Source organism: Microlunatus soli, from assembly GCF_900105385.1.
Classification (GTDB): Bacteria; Actinomycetota; Actinomycetes; order Propionibacteriales; family Propionibacteriaceae; genus Microlunatus; species Microlunatus soli.
The window spans coordinates 3062069-3079467 of sequence record NZ_LT629772.1; the positions used below are offsets into that span (position 1 = coordinate 3062069).

Sequence of the window (17399 nt, forward strand, 5' to 3'; positions counted from 1 at the left end):
CCCGCTCGTCGATCGCCGCAGCCGGCCACGATGTACAGGACCCAGGCGGCAAGGGCCCGTCATGGTTGCACGCTGATGATGATCATGAAATCACTCAGAATCCCTTGCCAGTAAGGGAATCGTCATAGTTGATCATGATCCTGTGACGAGCGGGATTTTCATGATCATCAAGTGCGGGCGGCCTCAGCCGGGTTGGTACTCGTCCGGTTGATCTCCGGTGGGCTGAGATCCTCTCGCGCATCGCTTCGGGAGCGTGTCGATGACTCACGGCACCCGCCGTCGACGCCCCGACCCAGTCCGGCACGGCCGAGCCCGGAGCGCTGCCGGTGACCATCGACGACCAGTTCGGCCGGGCGGTGTGCTCGGCCGAGGCCGACGGATCACCGCGCATCACGGGCGACCGAGCGCCGTCGTGTCCGGGCCGGTGGGCGGCCAGATCCGAGGGCGCATGCTCTGCTGGACCGCGGGTGCGCCATGGCAGTCGCCTCTCGGGGATCGCCCGAGATCGCGCCCTCGCCATCGCGCCCTCGCCGACCCGACCTCTGCTTCGCCGTCCGGCGGTCGACCCGATCTGACGGACTAACTGGTTGGTTGATACCTTGCTTCGATGGAGCGCGATGCCGAAGCCACGCGGCGCCGGCTGCTGCTGGCCGCACGGGATGAGTTCTCGCACTACGGCGTCGCAGGCGCCCGGGTGGATCGCATTGCCGCGGCAGCGCGCGCGAGCAAGGCTCAGATCTACCACTACTTCGGCAGCAAGAAGGCGCTCTTCGATGCCGTGATCGCGACGGTGATCGCTGAGGGCGTCGACGATCTGCCGACCGAACCCGAGGATCTCCCCCAGTACGCGGGCCGATTGCACGATTGGTACCGGGAGAGGCCCTGGGTCCAGCGCCTGGCGATGTGGCAGCGGCTCGAGCGTGGGCCCGATGACTGTGGCCTGCTCGGCGCAATCATCACAGCCCACGCTGGGATGGCGGGCAGCATCGCTCGTGCGCAGGACGGCGGTCTGACTTCCGGACGATTCAGTGCGGAAGAACTGTCGGCGCTGGTCGTCCACCTATCGACGCTGTGGTCGACGGCTCCGCCGGCCGACGATCCGACGGCGCACGAGACGCGGAGCGCGAAACGGCAGCGCGACATGATCGTCCGAGCGGTGGCGGCCTTGATGGTTCCCCCGCATTGAACCTCAGATTCTCGGTGGCTTGCGCAACGAACTCGTGACTCGGAGAAGGAGAGCGGGGGCGGTCGCCGAGGCGGGCGGAGTACGACCGGTACGGACGATCTCACCGTGGTTGCGGTCCGACTCCGACAAGGAGAAGGCTTGGTTGGGGGCCTGAGGTACCTGCCCTGATGGAGATGTCGGGGTGCTTGGGAGCGCCCCCGCCGGGTCGTCAGTGGTGTCTTGTAGCGTTACCTCGTACCCGCCGGTCGGGCGGCTGACGAGCGAGGATTGATGGCGACGAGTTCTCCGGGATCTCCTTCTTCAAAGGGGACAGGCTTGGGATGGCCGAAGCTGCCACGGATCGGCAGGCTACTCGGATGGCCCCGTGTTTCACGTGAAACGCAAGGGTCGTCCGAGTCGCCGAGCGACGATGTTCCACGTGAAACGGCAACCGAAAGTGCCGGCCCGTCGGCGGCCGATTCCGCTGCTGAGCAGCGGTCCGAGCCACCGGCGAAGCCTGCGGCCGCCGGCCCGGCAACACGCACCGAGAGTTCAACGGAACCGGCCGGCTCTGACAGTGACCGGGACGCCGGATCCACCGATCCGGATACGAACGGGGAGTCGGACGGCGGTCATCAGTCCGATGGCGCAGCTGACATGCCCGGCGACGGCGATCCAACCGATGCTTCGACGCTGAATCCGGAACCCTCAGGCGAAGCAGCAAAGCAGGGGTCGCCGGCCGGATTGCCTATGCCCGGGCGACCGGTATCTGGAGCGTCGGCCGGCACCGCATCCGCGACAGCCGATGAGGCACCGGATCCGTCGACGGCGCGCTCGTCCGTGGCGGAAGGTCCCTCGCTGCAGACTGCCAAGGCTGATTCGACACCCGCCGAGCCGCGGCGCGATCAGGGCGGACCGAACAACGAGTCGAAGGTCGAATCGGCACCGCCGGCTCAGCAGGGGGCCGTGCCGGGCGCTGGCAGTCCGACTGCCGCATCCAAGCCGTCGGCCTCGACTCCACCGACACCGGTCGAACGGGCGCCCGATGAGGAAGTCCGGACGGTGACGGCCGCACAGGAGGGCGTCGACGGCGGCGGTGCCAAGGATGTGGCGAGCAGCGCGGGCGAACCGATCGCGCCCCCGCGACCTCGGCATTTTGCAGACCCAGCCGACGGGAACTCCTCGGAGGTCATCAGTTCCGCAGATCCGGATGATCAGGCAGACAAGCCCAGCGACGACCTGCCGATCGCCCCGCGTCGCGCTGCTCTCGAGGAACCCCCGAGTTCCGATATCGCAGAACCGCCGCAGCCAGAATCCGACGGCGCAGCAACGGCTCCCGCGGCAGCGGGAGCGAACACCGACGGCACTCCGTCGGAACCGGGCCAGGCGGTGGATGGACCCGATGAGGCGCTCACGACTTCGGCCGACGACGCAACCGCTGCGGGCGGTCCGTCAACGACTCCGACCGGCGGGGCGACGGCGCCCGTGGGCGCGACAGCTGCGTCCGACTCGGCAACGCCTTCCGAGGCGGCAACGGATCGGGCCGCGGCACCAGAGAGTCCTGACGAGGTAGCTCCCCCTGCCGACGTGGCACCGAATCTCGACGACGTGGATACAAAGGCCGACCGTGCGGTTACGGCGATCGGATCGGTGGATTCATCGGATGCCGGGGCGGTTTCAGTCGCGAACCCTGAGGAGGACGCTGCAGGGCGCGCCGGAACAACCCGCATAGATCCCGATGGCGCCGAGGCAGGGCAAGCCGCAGGGGGACGGACCTATCAGGATGGAGAGGACTCTCCGCGCGGATCCGCCGCTGACTCCGACGCCTCGACGTCGCCCACCACCGCTCCCGGCGACAACGACGTCGACAACGACCAGGACGGGGCCGAGGACGGCAGGTTGGCGGACGGCGAGACGATGCCATCGGCCGGAGGCTCGGAGGAGCCGCGCTCCGCTTCCGACGACATTGATGCGACCCAGGCGTCGGTCACCGCCACCGCAGCTGCCGATGTGCGGGCGGAGACAACGGACGATTCCGTTGCTGACGCCCCGGCCACGGAACGGGTACCCGGCAATCCCGAGTCATCACGTGCGGGAGATGGCGATACGCCTGGAGTCGTCGAGTCCGCAGCCGTGACAGCCGGCACGACCACGGAGGTTCGGACCGACGTTGCCGAGGGCGAGAATGCAGACCGGGACCTCGACGCCGGGCCGGAGGATTCGGTTTCACGTGAAACGCCGACGGTGCCGAAGATGCCGGCGCCGACGTCCACCCGGACCTTGGTGATCGCCAATCAGAAGGGCGGCGTCGGCAAGACGACGACCTCGGTCAACCTCGCAGCTGCCCTGGCCCTGGGTGGACTGTCTGTCCTGGTCGTCGATCTCGACCCGCAGGGAAATGCTTCGACAGCTCTCGGTGTCGACCACGCCTCCGGCACCAAGGGGACCTACGAGGTCCTGATCGATGGCGACCCGATTTCCGACTACGTGGTCGACTCGCCGGAGGCGCCGAACCTGCACGTGTTACCCGCAACCGTCGACCTCGCCGGCGCCGAGATCGAACTCGTCTCCGTCGTCGCCCGAGAGAATCGGCTCAAGCGCGCTCTGAAGAAGTACGTGGATGAGAATCCCGTGGACTACGTGCTGATCGACTGCCCGCCGTCCCTCGGGCTGCTCACCCTGAACGCGCTGGTCGCCGCGCGCGAGGTGCTGATCCCGATCCAGTGTGAGTACTACGCGCTCGAGGGCGTCTCCCAACTGATGAACACGGTCGATCTCGTGATGGCCGAACTCAACGACGAGTTGGTGCTCAGCACCGTTCTGCTGACCATGTACGACGCCCGCACCCGGCTGGCGGCCCAGGTCGCGGACGAGGTCCGGGCATACTTCTCCGAGCAGACGCTGCCGACGGTGATCCCCCGCTCGGTCCGCATCTCTGAGGCGCCCAGTTACGGGCAGACCGTCCTCACTTACCATCCCGAATCGGCCGGCGCCGTGTCCTATCTCGAAGCCGCCCACGAGATCGCCCGCCGCGGCGTGAAGGAGAGCTCATGAGCAACACCGCACCTCGAGGCCTCGGCCGCGGGTTGAGTCAACTCATCCAGCGCTCCGAACCACGGCCCGACGATCCGTCCGATGCCGAGACGACCACGGGTAGCGGAGCACCCGCCGGAGGTTCGCCCGACGCCGGCCCGTCGCAGGACGGGCGCTCGCCGGCCGCCGAGCCGTCGAGTGTCACTACGGAGTATCAGGTGCCGGAGGGGGCGTACTTCGCGGAGTTGCCGATCGCGAGTATCCGGCCCAATCCGCGGCAACCGAGGACCGTCTTCGACGAGGACGAGCTGAACGAGCTGGTCGACTCGATCACCGAGGTCGGGCTGCTGCAGCCGATCGTCGTACGCCCCGTCGACGGCCCCGAGGACGACGCCGCGGCCGGCTACGAGCTGGTCATGGGCGAGCGGCGGTGGCGGGCCTCGCAAGCAGCGAAGCTGGACACCATCCCCGCCATCGTGCGGCGGACCGAAGAAGCCGACCTGTTGCGCGACGCGCTGCTCGAGAATCTGCACCGCAGCCAGCTGAATCCGTTGGAGGAAGCAGCTGCGTACCAGCAGATGCTGGAGGACTTCGGTTGCTCGCAAGAGGAGTTGGCGCAGCGTATCAAGCGTTCCCGGCCGCAGATCTCGAACACCATCCGGTTGCTCCGGCTACCGCCGACCGTTCAGCGCCGGGTTGCTGCCGGTGTCCTGAGTGCAGGGCACGCCCGCGCTTTGCTGATGGTCGAGGACCAGGCCGGCCAGGAGCGACTCGCGCAACGGGTTGTCGCCGAGGGGCTGTCAGTGCGGGCGGTCGAGGAGCTGGTGACGCTGGGCGAGGGCAGTGCCGACGACCAGCAGGGCCGGCGAGCGAAGGCCCGACGGACACCGTCGCCACGAGCCACGGAGATCGCTGATCAGCTGTCCGATCAGCTGGAGACCCGGGTCCGGGTCGACCTCGGTCGATCTCGCGGCAAGATCACCATCGATTTCGCGACCGAAGAGGACATGGAGCGGATCGTCGATCTGATCCGTCCAAGGTGATCAAGCTATGAACCAGTTAAGCCATTTGTCGACAAACTGATTCGTTGTTTTAAAGGCTTATTTGCGAGGGGATAGGTGTAGGTCGGCCGGGTCGGATCTCACCATCCGACGCGATCCAGGGGCGATTCCTCGGTGGTTGGTGAGCGAGTCGACGCGGGCGAGTTGGCCCGCAGCGTGGTGTTGCAGGGGCTACTGCGCGAGGCCCCGGCACACCGTGCGCCGCATCGGCCTCGGATCACGTGGCCCGGCAAGCGCCTCCTCCGATGCGCCACAGCACGCACCTGGACGCCGTTCGCTGGGTCCGAGAAGCACCACCCTCCGGGCGACCGGCTGGAGCGAACACCCGTAGGCAGGTCGACGCTCGGCCGGGCCGTGCATCCATCAGGTTGCCTTCAGTGGCATGTGCGCCGCGTGCCGGCCGGCAGCAGGCGCAGGTCGTGTCGTTGTGCTTGGCCGAGGATTGACGTCTCGCCGGCCGGGCCCGATTGACCAATCACGACCGACCACGGCCGGTGTCAGTCACCTCGCTGATGCTGAAAAGTCGGTCGACGACCACCGGGCGTGATCATCATCGGCGGGACAGCGGTGAACCCGATCCGTGTCGAGCGACGGGGATTCGGGCAGGTGTTGCGGGCAAGCCCGCTGTGCCGGCCGCGGGACTTGACCGAGACGGTTGATGCCAACCGGGTGGTTCGCCGCAACTCTCTCGGTCAGCCGGCGGAGCGTGCGTGCCCGTGGCCGACAGCGCCGCAAAGATGGCGATCGGGCCGGGTTCGAAGCGGGTGGACGGCTCGGTCCGACCCGGGGATGATCTGGCGGCCGCAATGCGCGGATCAGCGATCCGGACATCCTGACGTTCGGTGCAGGGGAGGCTCTGGGACTCCCGCGTTTCGCCGGCCCGAGCAGATCGGCCCCTGCAGAACCGGACGCGTCCCACCGGACGGCACCGTTCCACGTGGAACGGCTGAGCTCAGGATTCCGGTTGGCCCGCCGGAAGGTCGTCCCCGGCCTCATTCTCGAAGTCGGCGATCCGAAGCCGGGCGTCCTTGGTGGCGAAGTGCTCGGCGACGAACGTGACGAACGGGACCGTGCCGGCCAGGGCGATCACGATGATCCGCCACCACGGCCAGCGCACCCGGCGGCCCAGGTCGACTGCGGTGATGATCAGGATCATGTAGAGCCAGCCGTGGGCCACGCCGGCGACACTGACCAGACGGTCGTCATGGGCGAAGCGATCCAGCGGCACCCCGATACACATCAGGATGATCAGCAGGACCCCGACGATGTAGGCCATCACCCGATACCGGACCAGCGCACCACGCATGACTACTACTCTATGTCGGAGACGGCATCGCGCCAGCATCGGGATTGCCCCCGGCCGTACGGCCGGCGGTCTCGGACGCCGACTCGGACTCGCCGTCGGTCCGGTCGCCGTCGTCGTCGCGGACCTCGTCGTCGTCACCGGCGGAGCGGTCATCGGTGAGGTGGTCGTCGGTGACGTTGCGGCCGAGATCACGTGCCATGCGGACGGCCATCACCACGGCGAACGCGGCGAACACCCACCATTGCAGCGCATAGAAGCCGTTCCGCAGCCGACCGTGCGAGGTCGGCAACGCGGCGGCGGCCGGCTCCAACGATTGGGCGCGAGCCTCACCGGCGTCCAAGGTCGCGTAGCCGTTGACCAGTTGCAGCTCCCATTGCTGGGCGAGCGCGGCCAGTGCCACCGTGCTCGGCTCGGCGCTCGGCGCGGCCGCTCGATCGGTGCCCTCGGGTGGCAGTAGTACTCCGGTCTGAGTCAGGCGCTTCGACGGTGGGGGCGGCGCCGTCTTGCCGGACACGATCCCGCGGACAACCGGGACCGCCCCGCCCTGGGTCAGCCGAAAGGCGGTCAGCACCCGATAGTAACCGGGTCGATCGGGGATCGCGATGAAGGTTTGGAAGTCGGTGTCGTAGTGGCCGGTGAAGCGGACCGTGCGCCCGTAGGCGTCGCCGACCTCCTGGCCGGGCCGGGCTACGTCTTCCAGCGTGACCGCGGGCTCGGCCGCCCGGCGTTGTGCTTCTTCCCGGCCCTGGGCGTTGTAGACACTGAGCTGCCAGACGCCGAGGCTCACCATCACCCCGGCCAACACGAGGCCGAGCAACACCACGGCGATCTGCTTCAGCACGGTCATGACGCACCCATCAAACCAGGCACCTCAAGGCCCCCGACCCGCGGCCGGCAGGCAGGGCCGGCTCAGCGGTCGTGACGGTTCCCGACCGAAGCACCGGACGCGCTCCCGGGGCGAGACCCGACGGAGGTCCGCACGCCGCGTTCCCAGGCGTTGCGGACCAGGTCGGCGCTGATCGTTCCCAGGTCCCATCCGGCCGCCTCGACGGCCAGCGGGAGGGCCGAGGTCTCGGTCATCCCGGGAGCGACATTGGCCTCCAGAAAGTACGGGCGGCCGTCGGCAGCGACGATCAGGTCGGTACGGGACAGGTCGGCGAGCCCGAGCAGCCGGTGGACCGTCAGCGCCGTGTCGGCGGCACGGTCGGCGACCTCGTCGGGCAGCTGGGCCGGGCAGATGAAGCGGGTCCGACCCGCGGTGTAGCGGGCGGCGTAGTCGTAGATCCCGGACTCCGGCTGGATCTGCACAGCGGGCAGCGCCTCAGGTCCGGATCCGCGGTCGATCACGGCGACGGTGATCTCGGTGCCGTCCACGAAGCTCTCCACCACCGCGACCTGACCGTAGGCATAGGCGGCAACCATCGCCGCCGGCAGCTGTTCGGCCGACGTCACCTTCGTACAGCCCAGGGCCGAGCCGCCCTTGGCCGGCTTGACCATCATCGGGAAGCCCAGTTGATCACCCAGCGCACGGACCAGGCTGGCGGCACCGAGCTCGCGGAACGTCTCGTGCGGCAACGCGATCTGTGCCGGTGTCGGCACGCCGGCGTCGGCGATCACCCGGGTCGCGATCGACTTGTCGAACGTCATCCGGGACGCCGACGCAACGGCGCCGACGAAGGGCACGTCGAGCAGCGACAACACCTCGCGCAGTGAGCCGTCCTCACCGGCCTCGCCGTGCAGCAACGGGAACACGACCACCTCGCCGGCCCGCTCCAGCTGATCGACCAGGGTGGAGTCCGCGTCGGTCTCGATAACGTCCAGACCCTGGCCGCGCAACGCCTGGGCCACCCGACGTCCGGAGCGGAGCGAGACCTCCCGTTCGTGGGACAGCCCACCGGCCAGCACGACGACGCTGGACGGACCGTTCATCAGTACCTCATTCCAAGATCAACAACGGCTGATCGCTCGGACCATGATCAATATCGGACGGCAGCCGGATCCACGAGTCGATCATCGGCCGGCGGTTCCGAGAACCATGATCATTTCTGATCGGGACCGGGCGCCTCGTAGGGCTGCACGGAGTGCTGACTGCGAGGATTGGCGAAGACCTCGTTGATCGAGAGCTCGTGGTTCATCACTTCACCGAGTCGCCGGGTTCCCTCGATGATCGCCTCCGGTGTCGGCAAACAGTAGGACAGCCGGATGTGCCGGGTGCCGAGACCGTCGGCGTAGAACGCATTCCCCGGGACGTAGGCGACCCGTGCGGAGACGGCACGAGGAAGCATCGCCTCGGCGTCCAGCTCCGGTGGAATCGTCAACCAGACAAAGAATCCGCCCTCCGGACGGGTCCAGGAGGTGCTCGCCGGGAGGTGTGCCTCGAGTCCGGCGAGCATCGCGTCGCGGCGTTCCCGGTAGAGGGCGTTGAACTTCTTGATCTGCCCGCGCCAGTCGTAGTCCTGCAGGTAGGCCGAGACGGTGTACTGGGAGAAGATCGGCGGACACAGGGTCGCCGATTCCTGGGCCAGCACCAGCTTCTCCTTGATCGCGTGCGGCGCCAACACCCAGCCGATCCTGAAGCCGGGGGCGAAGGTCTTGGAGAAGGTGCCCAGGTAGACCACACCGTCGGAGTCCAACGAGCGGATCGCCGGCACCGGATCGCGGTCGAAGCCGAGCAGGCCGTACGGGTTGTCCTCCACGATCAGGATCCCTGCCTCGGCACAGATCTGCTGGATCTGCTGGCGGCGCTGCATCGTCTGGCTGATGCCGGCCGGGTTGTGGAAGTTCGGGATCGTGTAGAGGAACTTGATCCGCCGGCCGGCCGCTCTGCCGGCGGTGATCGCTTCCTGCAGCGCGACCGGGTCGAGACCATGATCATCCATCGCGACGTGGCTGACCTCGGTCTGGTAGGTCCGGAAGACTCCGAGCGCGCCGACATAGCTCGGCGCCTCGCAGAGCACTACGTCGCCGGGATCGCAGAAGATCTGGGTGAGCAGCGTCAGCCCTTGCTGTGAGCCGACCGAGACGAGCACGTCGTCGGGGCTGGCGGCGATACCCTCGACCGCCATCACCTCGCAGATCTGCTCGCGGAGCAATGGCTCGCCCTGGCCGGAGCCGTACTGCATCGCCCGCTGGCCCTGCTCGACGATCAGTCGACCGACGGTGTCGCCGATCGCGTCCAACGGCAGATCGGCGAGGTTGGGCATCCCACCGGCGAGTGAGACGACCTCCGGCCGATTGGCGACGGCGAACAGCGCCCGGACCGCCGATGCGGACATCTGGTGGGTGCGCTCGGCATAGCTGCCGACGTACGGATCGAGTCGGGTGTCTCGTGGCGCCGGGACACCGGATCGATCGGGGAGGGGCCGCGTGGTCACTCCACCACGATAAGTGCCGGACAGTGATCTCGGCGGCGGCGCCCCGACCAATGAAACGACCAGTGAAACGACCGGTGGCGCGACCGGTGACACAACCGGGAACACGACGGGCCTGACGGTCCCGGACACGACCCTGTCGCCCGGGGTCTTGGCTGAACCTGAATCCACCGATCTGCCGCTACTGCGCGCCCCCGATCGATGCACCCGTCTGCTGCCGCTCGCTACGCCGCAGATCGGTGGATTCAGGCTGAAACTGATCACACCCGGACAGCGCGAGAACTGTCAGCACCTCACTACGATGGGCAGCATGAGTCAGGCACGGGTGTGGAATCCGCCGGCTCGGCGGGCAGTGCGCTGGACGCTCTGGCTGGCCGCCGGAATCACCTTCGGGATCCTGGCCGGGTTCGCGGCCGGACTCTCCCAGCCCCGCCGAGAACCCGGAGTCGGCGGGTTCGGCGATGCCGGGCGACGAGATGATCGTGCGAAGGACCCCCGCCGATGAGCGCGCCACGGTACCGCCCGCTGACGCCGAGCACCCTCAGCCAGATCGCCGACCCCTGCGAGCACTGCGGTTTCGGGTTCACCCGGCGCGCGCGCACCGATCACTTCGGACGGGCTGACGAGCGGATGCCGCAGTGGCTGACCGAGGTCACCGACCTGTGGGGCAGTTGTGGTGTCTCCGCCCAGCTCGGCGGCGAGATCACCGGCTATCTGACCTATGCGCCGGCCGAACTGGTCGCCGAGGTGGCGTTGCCGGCGTTGGGGGGCAGTTCGGCTGACGCCTTCAGCGAGGACGCAGCGGTGCTGGTCAACGTTTCGGTCTGCCGGGCCTACCGCGGCCGCGGGATCGGCAAGGAACTGGTCCGTACGGCGATCGCGCAGTTGCACCGCAGGCAGGTCGGCCTGGTCGAGGTGATCGGCACCTTCGGCACGCCGGCGCTACCGCATGCCGACGGCCGTGACGCCGCGATGACGCTGCTGCCGGTGCGCTTCTGGCAGGCGGTCGGCTTCCGGATCGTCCGCCCGCATCCGATCACGCCGACCTTGCGGCTGGACATCGCCGGTACCGTCCGCTGGCGGCCGGACCTGGCCGCTGCCTGGTCGCGACTGACCCATCTGGTCAAACAACCCGGCCCGGCGCAGCCCGCCGGCTTCCAACGCCGTACGACGAATTCGCCCGATACCCGTCGCCTGACCCCCGCCGCCTGAGATCGCCCGCCTGAGATCGCCCGCCTGAGATCGCCCGCATGAGATCGCCCGACTGAGATCGAACGGGCGCCGACGGCCGCCGAGGAACGGGCCGTGGCAAGCTCGGAGCATGACCAATCCCGCACCCGCACCGACCGGCGGCTCAGATCAGGACCGGAACACGGCCGGGCAGTCGAGCAACCTGCGCAGCGTGACGATCGAACGGACCAGCAAGGGCAGCTACACCGCAATCAACGAGCGCGGTGGCACGATCTCGGTCGGCAGCGGCGGCGAGGAGTTCACTCCGGTCGAGTTGCTGTTGGCCGCGATCGCCGCCTGCAGCGCGATCGATGTGGACTTCATCACCGGCAAGCGGTCCGAACCGACGACCTTCAGCGCCACGGCGTCGGGAAACAAGATTGCCGACGAGCAGGGCAATCGGCTGACCGATCTGTTGCTGGACTTCGACGTCAGCTTCCCCGACGACGAGGGCGGCCGGAAGGCCGAAGAGGTGTTGCGGCGTTCGATCAAGCAGTCCCATGATCGGCTCTGCACGGTCGGCCGTACCGTCGAGGTCGGTACGCCGATCGCCGACAGCCTGCGCGGCGAGCCCGTCACCGGAGCCTGATCGCCGACCCCACGGCCGAACCCTGGACCGCTGGAAACTCGTGGCAAACGCTTGCCAAACCGTTCCTGGCCTGCCTAGCGTTCTGCGGTGGAGAACCAGACAGACGGCAACGACGGCGGGAGCGCAGCACTCGTGACCACAGATCCATCGACCTCGACACCCACCCGGGCTCTGATCATCGGTTGTGGCGTGATCGGTATCCATCACGGGATCGTGCTCACCAAGCATCCCGATTTTGTGGTGACCGCCCTGGTCGATCCGAAGCCGGAGGCAACCGAAGCGGTCGCCAAGAAGGTGGTCGAGTTGGGCGCCGAGGAACCGGTGATCTACGACTCGATCGCGGCAGCGTTGGAGTCCGACACCGTCGACCTGGCCGTGGTCTGCACCCCGAGCGGCTACCACATCGACAACGCGACGGAGGTGATCGAGGCCGGCAAACACGTCGTGCTGGAGAAGCCGCTGGACGTCTCGGTCGCTCGCGGCCGGGAGTTCGCCGACGTCGCCGCCAAGGCCGCTGCGAACGGGCAGCTGGTCTCGGTGATCAGTCAGCACCGGTTCGACACCGGTGCGGCGATAGTCCGCAAGGCCGTCCAGGAGGATCGTTTCGGTCGGGTCACCTCGGGGCTGGCGACGATGGCCTGGTATCGCAGCCAGCAGTACTACGACTCCGGCGACTGGCGCGGCACCTGGGCGCTGGACGGCGGTGGTGCGGTGATGAACCAGGGCGTGCACACCGTCGACCTGCTGCGTTGGTTCCTCGGCCGACCGGTCGAGGTGGTCGCGCACACCGCTCAGCTGGCCCACGAACGGATCGAGATCGAGGACACCGCTACCGCGACCGTCCGCTTCGAGTCCGGCGCACTGGCCGCCATCCACATGACCACCGCCGCCTACCCGGGGCTGACCGCCCGGGTGCAGGTGCACGGATCGCTCGGCTCGGCCATTCTGGACAACGACGAGCTGCGCTACTTCCACGCCGGTGACGGTGCGGTGTCGGACAACCTGCGCGAGGCGAAGCGGACCGGCAATCAGGCCGAAGAGATGCTCGGGGAGAAGGCCTCCGGTGGCGACGAGTTCACCGGCAGCCGGAACAAGCCGGACGGCTTCGTCGCCGGTCACTCCCGGCAGTACGACGACATCGCGGCCGCGCTGCAGAACGGCAGTCAGCCGCTGGTCACCGTCGAGGAGGCGCTGCTGTCGCTGGCGCTGGTCCGTTCGCTGTACGTCTCGGCGACCCTCGGCCAGCCGGTCGCGTTCGACGACGTGTTGAACGGCAAGTACGACGACCTGACCGTCACCGTCAACGCCGGCTGACCCGATGAGTGAGCAGAACCGGCCCCGCTCCATCCACATGGGGCTCGGCGCCTTCCATCGTGCCCATCAGGCCTTCTACACCTACCGTGCCGAGCAGGCGACCGGCGAGCAGACCGGCATCCACGCCTTCACCGGCCGCAAGCCGGACGCCGCCGACACCCTGGCGGCCCAGGGCTACGGCTACACGCTGATCGAGCGCGGCGCCGACGGTGACCAGCTGGAGCTGATCGACACCATCCGGGCCGCGTCGGCAGGCTCCGACCTCGACGCGTGGGCCGGCGCCTGGCTGGTGCCGGACCTGCAGTTCGTCACGCTGACGATCACCGAAGCGGGCTATCGGATCACCGATGCCGATCTGCCCGCGCTCCGGGCCGAACAGCCCGGCTCGGCGATGTCCCGGCTGCTGTACGGACTGCAGACCCGTTCGCGGGCCGGCCTCGGCCCGGTCGCCGTCATCAGCTGCGACAACCTGGCCGGCAACGGTGAAGTGTTGGCCGGCCGGGTCCGCGGTCTGGCGGAGCAGTGGGACCCGACGCTGGCCTCCTGGATCGAATCCTCGGTCAGCTTCCCGAGCACGATGGTCGATCGGATCACGCCGGCCACCACCGATCAGGACCGTGAACTCGCCACCCGCTGGCTGCGTGAGCAGGGGTCGGCCCAGACCGTGGACAACATGCCGGTGGTCTGCGAGCCGTTCACCGAATGGGTGATCGCCGGCGACTTCCCGGCCGGGCGGCCGGCCTGGGAGCAGGTCGGGGTGACGATCGTCGACGATGTCGCACCGTACGAGCAGCGCAAGCTGTGGCTGCTCAACGCCGGGCACTCGATGCTTGCCTATTACGGGCTGGCGTTGGGCCACGAGACGATCGATCAGGCGATGGCCGATCCGCGCTGCACCGACCTGCTGGAGGCGCTGTGGTCGGCCGCCGGTGAGGTGTTGCCGTTCGACGACGCCGAGATCGGCGCTGCCTGCGAGGCGTTGCGGATCCGATTCCGCAACCCGCGGATCCGGCACAACCTGATCCAGATCGCCGGCGACGGATCGCAGAAACTGCCGAATCGGACCCTGGGCATCTACCGGGCCCGCCGCGCGGCCGGCAAGCCGTTGGACCCCGGCACCCCGGCGACGCTGGCCGGCTGGCTGATCCATCTCGGCACCGACCGGGTCAACGATCAAGGTGTCGCGGAGCTGATCAGCCGGTTCGCCGCGGCCGGGGCCGATACGGCTCGGTCCAGGATCCCTGTCATGCTGGACTTCTTCGGCCAGGACCTTGTTGATGATCATGAGCTCGCCAAGGCGATCGATGATCAACTTCACGCCCTGACCTGAGACCACCGAAACGGCCCACTCGATGGGACCCGACCGGACGACGACCCGCGCACGCCGAGCACAGGAAGGGACAGCGATGTTGATCAAGAAGGCCGAGGTGATCACCACCAGCCCGGATCGCAACTTCGTCACCCTGAAGCTGACCACCGATTCCGGCATCACCGGGCTCGGTGACGGCACCCTGAACGGCCGCGAACTGGCCGTCGTCGCCTACCTCAACGAGCACATCGTGCCGTTGCTGATCGACCGGGATCCGCAGAACATCGAGGACACCTGGCAGTTCCTGTACCGCAGCGCCTACTGGCGGCGCGGTCCGGTGACGATGGCCGCGATCGCCGCGGTGGACGTCGCGCTGTGGGACATCAAGGCCAAGCAGGCGGGGCTGCCGCTGTACCAGTTGCTGGGCGGCGCCAGCCGGACCGGGCTGCTGGCCTACGGGCACGCCAGCGGTAAGGACAACGAGGAACTCTTCGACAGCATCCGCGAGCATCAGGCCGACGGTTTCCGGGCGATCCGGGTGCAGTCCGGAGTGCCCGGGCTGCGGTCGATCTACGGCGTGCCGGCCAAGCCGACGACCGATGCCGGTGACGGCCGGGAACATCACTACGAGCCGGCGCAGCGGGCGCTTCGACCGCCGGAGGAGGACTGGGACACCCGGTCCTACCTGCGGCATCTGCCGACCGTCTTCGAAGCCGTACGCAACGAGTTCGGTCCGGAGGTCCCGTTGCTGCATGACGGCCACCACCGGATGACACCGATCCAGGCGGCCAAGCTGGGCAAGGCGTTGGAGCCCTACGACCTGTTCTGGCTCGAGGACTGCACACCGGCGGAGAATCAGGAGGCGCTCCGGCTGGTCCGGCAGCACACCACCACGCCGTTGGCGATCGGGGAGATCTTCAACACGGTCTGGGACTACCAGTTGTTGATCAAAGAACAGTTGATCGACTACGTGCGGAGCGCGATCACCCACACCGGCGGTGTCACCCAACTGAAGAAGATCCTGGAGTACGCCGGCCAGTATCAGATCCGATCCGGCATCCACGGCCCGACCGACATCTCACCGGTGGGCTTCGCCGCCGGACTGCATCTGGGGATGGCGATCCACAACTTCGGCATCCAGGAATACATGCCGCACGGGGCGAAGACCAACGCCACCTTCCGGCAGTCGATGACCTTCACCGACGGCTACCTGCATCCGGGGGACAACCCGGGATTGGGTGTCGAGCTCGACGTCGACGAGGCCGGGAAGTATCCGTACCAAACCGCCTACCTGCCCTACAACCGGCTGGCAGACGGCACCGTTCACGATTGGTGACACGGCGTCGTCCGGTGACGAAGGGTCCATGACTCCCCGGACAGCAGAAGACCCCGGAACCGAAGCTCCGGGGTCTTCACGATCTGCCGAACGCAGGGATCAGAGGTATTCCTCGATCGCGCCCTTCAGCACCGACTTGGACTTGGCGCCCTTGAACGCCTTGACCAGCTCGCCGCCGACGTAGACCTGGATGGTGGGCAACCCGAGGACGTGATTGTTGGCCGGGGTCACCGGATTGGTGTTGGTGTCCATCTTGACGAAGGTCACCTTGTCGCCGTAGCTGTCGGCGAGTTCCTCGATGATCGGGCTGACCTGCTTGCACGGCCCGCACCAGTCTGCCCAGTAGTCCACCATCACGGGTTTGTCGGACTTGAGCACCGTGTTCTCGAAGTCGGCGTCGGTGACGTCGCTGACTGCACCCATCTGTTGCTCCTAGCTGTTCGGTCAGGCTTGTTGTTGCTGCGAAGTTCGGTAGTTCCTGCCGGGCTCAACCGACCACGGCAGGCTCGGCCACCGTGCCGGCGTCGGCGAGATCGGCCAGGTAGTGCTCGGCGTCCAGCGAGGCCGCACATCCGCTGCCGGCCGCGGTGATGGCCTGCCGGTAGGTGTGGTCGACCAGGTCACCGCAGGCGAACACCCCCGGAATGTTGGTCCGGGTGCTCTTGCCGTCGGTCAGGACGTATCCCTCGTCGTCCAGGTCGATCTGACCGACCACCAGTTCGGACCGCGGGTCGTGGCCGACGGCGATGAACAGGCCGGAGATGTCCAGCTCCCGCTCGGCACCGGTCTGGGTGTCGCGCAGCGTGATCGACTGCACGGCATCGCCGCCGTTGACCGCGGCGACCTCGGAATTCCAGGCGAAGTTGATCTTGGGATCTGCCAACGCGCGGTCGGCCATGATCTTGCTGGCCCGGAGCTCGTCGCGTCGGTGCACGATCGTCACCGAGCGGCCGAACCGGGTCAGGAAGGTGGCTTCCTCCATCGCGGAGTCGCCACCGCCGACAACGGCGATGTCCTTGTCCCGGAAGAAGAATCCGTCACAGGTGGCACACCAGGAGACGCCGTGTCCGCTCAGCCGATCCTCGTCGGGCAGACCCAGCTTGCGGTAGGCCGAACCCATCGCCAGGATCACCGTCTTGGCCCGGTGCTCGGTGCCTTCGGTGTCGGTGACGGTCTTGATCTCGCCGGTCAGATCCATCGCGACGATGTCGTCGGGAATCAGCTCGGCACCGAACTTCTCGGCCTGGTCACGCATCTGACTCATCAGCTGCGGACCCATCACACCGTCGGGGAAACCGGGGAAGTTCTCGACCTCGGTGGTGTTGATCAGCGCTCCACCGGCGGTGATCGATCCTTCGAACACCAGCGGTTTCAGCTCCGCCCGTGCGGCATACACCGCCGCCGTGTAACCAGCCGGTCCGCTGCCGACGATGATGACGTCGCGAATCTCGCTGCCCATCGATCTCCTTCTCCCTGCCCGCTGGCCTCCGCGGGTGCTGCTGCGCCGTGCTCCGGTGCCGTTCCGACAAGGTGTCGGCTGCCGCATCCCGGGCCGCGGTTCGCAGGTCACCCTACCCGGACCCGAGCCGAAAACCGGTGCGCGTCCGGCACCGTGCACTGGGTTCTAACCGACTCCTCCGGACGGATATTCCGACCGCGGCCGCAGCACCGACGAACCCCACTTC

Annotated in this window: 15 protein-coding genes; 9 read left to right on the forward strand and 6 right to left on the reverse strand. The window is 67.7% G+C overall.

Features of this window, described 5'->3' with window-relative positions:
- The first annotated feature begins 607 nt into the window (after nt 1-607).
- The 3 genes from BLU38_RS14070 (at nt 608) to BLU38_RS14080 (ending at nt 5241) form a co-directional block, all read left to right on the forward strand.
- Nucleotides 608-1186, forward strand: coding sequence for a TetR family transcriptional regulator (locus BLU38_RS14070; RefSeq protein ID WP_091525737.1), 579 nt, complete (start codon nt 608-610; stop codon nt 1184-1186).
- Between the two features lie 2232 nt (nt 1187-3418).
- Entirely contained in the window at nt 3419-4219 is an 801-nt protein-coding gene (locus BLU38_RS14075; protein WP_157683454.1) for a ParA family protein, read from the forward strand.
- Nucleotides 4216-5241, forward strand: a complete 1026-nt coding sequence (locus tag BLU38_RS14080; protein WP_091525738.1) for a ParB/RepB/Spo0J family partition protein — start codon at nt 4216-4218, stop codon at nt 5239-5241. The genes BLU38_RS14075 and BLU38_RS14080 overlap by 4 nt, the downstream gene beginning before the upstream one ends.
- A 970-nt stretch (nt 5242-6211) precedes the next feature.
- On the opposite strand, the gene BLU38_RS14085 is transcribed toward BLU38_RS14080, so the two are convergent.
- The 4 genes from BLU38_RS14085 to BLU38_RS14100 all read right to left on the reverse strand — a co-directional run bounded on the left by BLU38_RS14085 (nt 6212) and on the right by BLU38_RS14100 (nt 9939).
- Nucleotides 6212-6565 (reverse strand): DUF3817 domain-containing protein, encoded by a 354-nt coding sequence (locus BLU38_RS14085; protein WP_091525740.1) that lies wholly within the window; start codon nt 6563-6565, stop codon nt 6212-6214.
- 10 nt (nt 6566-6575) lie between these two features.
- Nucleotides 6576-7412 (reverse strand): SURF1 family protein, encoded by an 837-nt coding sequence (locus BLU38_RS14090; RefSeq protein ID WP_091525742.1) that lies wholly within the window; start codon nt 7410-7412, stop codon nt 6576-6578.
- Nucleotides 7413-7474: 62 nt separating this feature from the next.
- Nucleotides 7475-8494 carry a D-alanine--D-alanine ligase family protein gene (locus BLU38_RS14095; protein ID WP_091525744.1) on the reverse strand — a complete coding sequence of 340 codons (1020 nt, stop codon included), beginning with the start codon at nt 8492-8494 and terminating at the stop codon, nt 7475-7477.
- Between the two features lie 110 nt (nt 8495-8604).
- On the reverse strand, nt 8605-9939 hold the full coding sequence (locus BLU38_RS14100) for an aminotransferase-like domain-containing protein (protein WP_231920340.1): 1335 nt from the start codon (nt 9937-9939) through the stop codon (nt 8605-8607).
- Nucleotides 9940-10246: 307 nt separating this feature from the next.
- On the opposite strand from BLU38_RS14100, the gene BLU38_RS30910 reads away from it, so the two are divergent.
- From BLU38_RS30910 to manD, 6 genes are all read left to right on the forward strand, one after another.
- On the forward strand, nt 10247-10441 hold the full coding sequence (locus BLU38_RS30910; protein ID WP_157683455.1) for a hypothetical protein: 195 nt from the start codon (nt 10247-10249) through the stop codon (nt 10439-10441).
- A complete protein-coding gene (locus BLU38_RS14110; protein ID WP_091525747.1) occupies nt 10438-11148 on the forward strand; it encodes a GNAT family N-acetyltransferase in 711 nt (236 codons plus the stop codon). Before BLU38_RS30910 ends, BLU38_RS14110 begins: the two co-directional genes overlap by 4 nt.
- A 109-nt stretch (nt 11149-11257) precedes the next feature.
- Nucleotides 11258-11755 carry an OsmC family protein gene (locus BLU38_RS14115; RefSeq protein WP_091525749.1) on the forward strand — a complete coding sequence of 166 codons (498 nt, stop codon included), beginning with the start codon at nt 11258-11260 and terminating at the stop codon, nt 11753-11755.
- 87 nt (nt 11756-11842) lie between these two features.
- Complete coding sequence (locus tag BLU38_RS14120) at nt 11843-13069, forward strand: Gfo/Idh/MocA family protein (RefSeq protein WP_231920341.1); 1227 nt, start codon at nt 11843-11845, stop codon at nt 13067-13069.
- 4 nt (nt 13070-13073) lie between these two features.
- Nucleotides 13074-14399 (forward strand): mannitol dehydrogenase family protein, encoded by a 1326-nt coding sequence (locus BLU38_RS14125; RefSeq protein ID WP_091525751.1) that lies wholly within the window; start codon nt 13074-13076, stop codon nt 14397-14399.
- 76 nt (nt 14400-14475) lie between these two features.
- Nucleotides 14476-15714, forward strand: a complete 1239-nt coding sequence (gene manD, locus BLU38_RS14130) for a D-mannonate dehydratase ManD (RefSeq protein WP_091525753.1) — start codon at nt 14476-14478, stop codon at nt 15712-15714.
- Nucleotides 15715-15813: 99 nt separating this feature from the next.
- Here manD and trxA read toward each other — a convergent pair whose 3' ends face one another.
- Both trxA and trxB read right to left on the reverse strand, forming a co-directional pair.
- Entirely contained in the window at nt 15814-16137 is a 324-nt protein-coding gene (gene trxA, locus BLU38_RS14135) for a thioredoxin (RefSeq protein WP_091525755.1), read from the reverse strand.
- Nucleotides 16138-16201: 64 nt separating this feature from the next.
- Nucleotides 16202-17173 carry a thioredoxin-disulfide reductase gene (gene trxB / locus BLU38_RS14140; RefSeq protein WP_091525757.1) on the reverse strand — a complete coding sequence of 324 codons (972 nt, stop codon included), beginning with the start codon at nt 17171-17173 and terminating at the stop codon, nt 16202-16204.
- Between the last annotated feature and the right edge of the window lie 226 nt (nt 17174-17399).

Excerpts from the sequence above, each read along its gene's own strand:
- BLU38_RS14070 (WP_091525737.1), top strand. The coding sequence starts at position 608 with ATGGAGCGCGATGCCGAAGCCACGCGGCGCCGGCTGCTGCTGGCCGCA.
- BLU38_RS14075 (WP_157683454.1), top strand. The coding sequence starts at position 3,419 with ATGCCGGCGCCGACGTCCACCCGGACCTTGGTGATCGCCAATCAGAAG.
- BLU38_RS14080 (WP_091525738.1), top strand. The coding sequence starts at position 4,216 with ATGAGCAACACCGCACCTCGAGGCCTCGGCCGCGGGTTGAGTCAACTC.
- BLU38_RS14085 (WP_091525740.1), bottom strand. The coding sequence starts at position 6,565 with ATGCGTGGTGCGCTGGTCCGGTATCGGGTGATGGCCTACATCGTCGGG.
- BLU38_RS14090 (WP_091525742.1), bottom strand. The coding sequence starts at position 7,412 with ATGACCGTGCTGAAGCAGATCGCCGTGGTGTTGCTCGGCCTCGTGTTG.
- BLU38_RS14095 (WP_091525744.1), bottom strand. The coding sequence starts at position 8,494 with ATGAACGGTCCGTCCAGCGTCGTCGTGCTGGCCGGTGGGCTGTCCCAC.
- BLU38_RS30910 (WP_157683455.1), top strand. The coding sequence starts at position 10,247 with ATGAGTCAGGCACGGGTGTGGAATCCGCCGGCTCGGCGGGCAGTGCGC.
- BLU38_RS14110 (WP_091525747.1), top strand. The coding sequence starts at position 10,438 with ATGAGCGCGCCACGGTACCGCCCGCTGACGCCGAGCACCCTCAGCCAG.
- BLU38_RS14115 (WP_091525749.1), top strand. The coding sequence starts at position 11,258 with ATGACCAATCCCGCACCCGCACCGACCGGCGGCTCAGATCAGGACCGG.
- BLU38_RS14125 (WP_091525751.1), top strand. The coding sequence starts at position 13,074 with ATGAGTGAGCAGAACCGGCCCCGCTCCATCCACATGGGGCTCGGCGCC.
- manD (WP_091525753.1), top strand. The coding sequence starts at position 14,476 with ATGTTGATCAAGAAGGCCGAGGTGATCACCACCAGCCCGGATCGCAAC.
- trxA (WP_091525755.1), bottom strand. The coding sequence starts at position 16,137 with ATGGGTGCAGTCAGCGACGTCACCGACGCCGACTTCGAGAACACGGTG.
- trxB (WP_091525757.1), bottom strand. The coding sequence starts at position 17,173 with ATGGGCAGCGAGATTCGCGACGTCATCATCGTCGGCAGCGGACCGGCT.